Below are 3,619 nucleotides of genomic sequence, written 5' to 3' on the forward strand. Positions count from 1 at the left end.
CGCGCTCGGCGCCGGGCGGCGCTGGTACTGGGCGGCGGCCGCCGCGTCCGTGCCGCTCACCGTGGCGGCCGCCCGCGCGCTGACGGAGTCGCGGGCCGGGCGCCCGCGCGGCGTGGACGTGCCGGGCCTCGTCACGATGAGCCTGGGCGTGGCGGCGCTGGTCGCGGCGATCACCTGGGGCCGCACCGGCTGGACGGCGCCGGGCGTCCTCGCGCTGCTCGCGGTCGCGGCCGTGCTGCTGGCCGCGTTCGTCCTGGTCGAGGCGCGGCGCCCGGAGCCGATGGTCGACCTCGCGCTGTTCCGGCGTCCGGCGTTCCTGCTGTCGGTGACGGGCGCGCTCGTCACCGGGCTCGCCGTGATCGGCGTCATGACCTACCTGGCGACGATGATGAGCCTGGTCATGGGGCTGTCGCCGGTCGAGGCCGCGCTGGTGCTGGCGATCTGGTCCGGGCTGTCGTTCGCCGTCGCCCTGCAGGCGCACCGCCTCCCCGCGCGGGTGCCCGTCCGGCGGCTGCTGGCCGCCGGGTTCGCGCTCGCCGCCGCCGGTGAGTTCGCGATGGCGGACCTGGCCCCGGACGCGCACTGGTGGCGCCTCGCTCCCGGCCTGGCCGTCGCCGGTGTCGCGAGCGGCCTCACCAACGCGATGCTCGCCAGGCTGGCCGTGGAGAGCGTCCCGGCCGACCGCGCGAGCATGGGCGCCGGCGCCAACAACACCGCCCGCTACATCGGCGCGTCGGTGGGCGTCGCGGTCGTCGGGGCGGTCGCGACCGGCGGCGGGCACGACCCGTCCGCGCTGGCCCACGGCACCAACACCGCCATGGTGATCTCGGCGGTCGCCGCGCTCGCCTACGCCGCCCTCGCCCTGCTGATCCGCGACCGCCCCTCCGTCCCGGCCTAGGCGAGTTCCTCGATGAACGCCGCCAGCTGGGTGAGGTTGCGGCATTCGAACATGGGGAGCAGTTCGCCGTAGCGGGACGCGGCGGAGTCGCCGGTGTCCCATTGGGCGCGCGGTTCGGGGTTGAGCCAGTACGCGTGCCGGGCGGTGTCCACCATCGACCGCAGGATCGGCAGGGACAGCTCCCCGTAGTTGGAGCGCGCGTCGCCCAGGATCAGCAGGGACGTCTTGGACGTGATGGCGTCGCGGTACTTGTCGTCGAACACCTTGATGGCGTGGCCGTAGTTGGAGCGGCCGGTGATCCAGACGAGGTCGGCCTCGGCGGCGAGGCGCGTCATGGCGTCCACGACGTCCGTGCCGGGCGCGAAGTACTTGGTGATCTCGTCGGTGGCGTCGATGAACGCGAACGCGCGGACCTTGCTGAACTGCTCCCGCAGCGCGAACGTCAGCAGCAGCGTGAAGTGCGCGAACGCCGACACCGAGTCGCTGGCGTCGCACAGCACGACCAGCTCCGGCTTGTGCGGGCGGCGCGGCCGGTGGTGGGTCGTGAGCGGCACTCCCCCGCTGGCCAGGGACGCGCGGACCGTCCGGCGGAAGTCGAGCCGCCCCCGCCGGCCGTGCCGCTGCTTCTGCACGAGCCGGGACGCCAGCTTGCGGGCCAGCGGATACACCTCGCGGCGCAGCCCCTCCATCTCGGCGCGGCTCGCGGACGCGAAGTCGAGGCGCTCCAGCGGCGGGCGGACGGCGATGCGGGCGGTCCGCTCGACGCCGGTGTCCTCGGCGATGCGGCGCCGCACCTCGCCCGCGACGAGGTCCTGGAACCGGGCGATGCGGTCGCGGAACGTCCGGCGCGCGACCCGTTCGGCCATCCCGCCGCGCTCCTGCCCGCCCAGGACGGCGCTGAGCAGCCGCGCCATGAGCGTGTCGGGCGACAGCGCGTTGACGACCCCGGACGAGAACCACGACTCCTGCCCCGGCGTCTGCCCGTACTCGGCGACGGCGAGCCGGGCGAACTGCCGCAGGCCCGCGTCGTCCCCGGAGAGCAGGAGTTCGGCGAGTTCGTCGCGGCGGGCCTGCACCTGCGGGTCCAGCGCGGGCGGGACGGGGCGTCCGTCGTCGTTCAGCGTCCGCGCGGGATGCTCCGGCGGCGCGCCCGCACCGTCCCCGACCGCCGCCGGGAACCACAGGTCGAAGAGCGTGTCGAACGTCGGGCGGTGCTGCGGCCGCTTGACGACCGTCGCGGCGTAGGCGGCGCGCAGCGACTCGCGGTCGAGCAGGTCGATGGCCTGCATGGCGCGGACCGCGTCGAGGCCCTCGGCCACCGACACCGACAGCCCGGCCCGGCGCAGCTCCGCGACGAACCCGGTGTGCCGGTCGACGAGCGACGCCATCTCAGCCCCGCAGCCCCAGTTCCTTCACGGCGCGCTCCTGGTCGGAGACGTGCTTGAGGACGACGCCGAGGGTTCGCACGACGGCGGCCTCGTCCAGCTCGTCCAGGCCGAGGGCGAGCAGCGTGCGCGCCCAGTCGACGGTCTCGGCGATCGACGGCGCCTTCTTGATCTCCAGGTCGCGCAGCGTCCCCACCGTGCGGACGAGCTGCTCGGCCAGCTCCGCCTCGATCCCCGGTACCTGCGCCAAGACGATGTCGCGCTCCCGCTCCGGCGCCGGGTAGTCCAGGTGCAGGTAGAGGCAGCGGCGCTTGAGCGCCTCCGACAGCTCCCGCGCCGCGTTCGACGTGATGAGCACGAACGGGCGCCGCACCGCGCCGACCGTGCCCAGCTCGGGGATCGTCACCTGGAAGTCCGACAGGACCTCCAGCAGCATGCCCTCCATCTCGACGTCGGCCTTGTCGGCCTCGTCGATCAGCAGGACGGTCGGGTCCGTCCGCCGGATCGCCGCCAGCAGCGGCCGCTCCAGCAGGAACTCCTCGGAGAAGATGTCGTCGTGGGTCTCCTGCCACGCCCGGTCCGCCGGGGCAGCCTGGATGGCGAGGAGCTGCTTCTTGTAGTTGAACTCGTAGAGCGCGCGGGCCTCGTCCAGCCCCTCGTAGCACTGCAGCCGGATCAGCTCCGCGCCGGTCGACGCCGCGACGGCCTTCGCCAGCTCCGTCTTGCCGACCCCGGCCGGGCCCTCCACGAGCAGCGGCTTCCCGAGCGCCTGCGCCAGGTAGACGGTCGTGGCGATCGACTCGTCCGCGAGGTAGCGGACCTCGGCCAGCCTGGCCGCCACATCGGCGGGCGAGGCGAACGTTCCGTCGGTCATCCGTTGCCCTTCTTCGCCGCGCTCTTCTTGGCGGTGACCTTCTTGTACTGCTGGTTGGTCCCGGCGAAGACGAGCGTGTGCGCGTCCTCCAGGCTGACGCCCCAGTAGGACGCGGTCTGCGGGTCGCCGCCCTTCCACGAGAAGCGGAACTTGCCGTCGCCCTCCGGGATGGCCGTGCCGCTCCACAGCTTCTGCCCGCCCCGCACCCACACGCCGCTGCCGTCGGCGGTGAACTGGAAGTAGTCCTTGGCCGTGCCGACCCAGCGTCCGACCAGCGGCTTGATGTCGGACGGCTTCACCACCGGGATCGGCGCCAGCGCCGTCGCCGGCGCGGACGGATCCGCCTCCGCGGCGTCCTTCTCCCCGCCCCCGCCGCACCCCCTACCTTATACACATCTAACGCTGCCGACGCAAACGCTAGTGAATCGCCCGGTGGTCGCTGCACAAACCACACAAACAATA

At 73.4% G+C, this 3,619-nt stretch carries 4 protein-coding genes; 1 reads left to right on the forward strand and 3 read right to left on the reverse strand.

The annotated features are described in order from the left end of the window. Positions 1–898 (forward strand): MFS transporter (locus tag HUX53_RS00720; protein WP_176401218.1); only part of this gene is annotated, 898 nt, incomplete at its 5' end. Here the strand turns inward: HUX53_RS00720 and HUX53_RS00725 are convergent. Genes HUX53_RS00725 through HUX53_RS00735 form a run of 3 tightly spaced genes read right to left on the reverse strand, consistent with a single transcriptional unit; the run spans position 895 to position 3,456 of the window. After that, the gene (locus HUX53_RS00725) at positions 895–2,286 is read right to left on the reverse strand and encodes a VWA domain-containing protein (protein WP_176401219.1); all 1,392 of its coding nucleotides are present in this window, start codon (positions 2,284–2,286) and stop codon (positions 895–897) included. The two genes, HUX53_RS00720 and HUX53_RS00725, sit on opposite strands and share 4 nt — an antisense overlap. 1 nt (position 2,287) lies before the next feature. After that, a complete protein-coding gene (locus HUX53_RS00730) occupies positions 2,288–3,157 on the reverse strand; it encodes a MoxR family ATPase (RefSeq protein ID WP_176401220.1) in 870 nt (289 codons plus the stop codon). Then, positions 3,154–3,456, reverse strand: a complete 303-nt coding sequence (locus HUX53_RS00735; protein ID WP_176401221.1) for a hypothetical protein — start codon at positions 3,454–3,456, stop codon at positions 3,154–3,156. Before HUX53_RS00735 ends, HUX53_RS00730 begins: the two co-directional genes overlap by 4 nt. Positions 3,457–3,619 lie beyond the last annotated feature (163 nt).

It is taken from the genome of Actinomadura sp. BRA 177, assembly GCF_013372625.1.
In the GTDB taxonomy this organism is placed as follows: Bacteria; Actinomycetota; Actinomycetes; order Streptosporangiales; family Streptosporangiaceae; genus Spirillospora.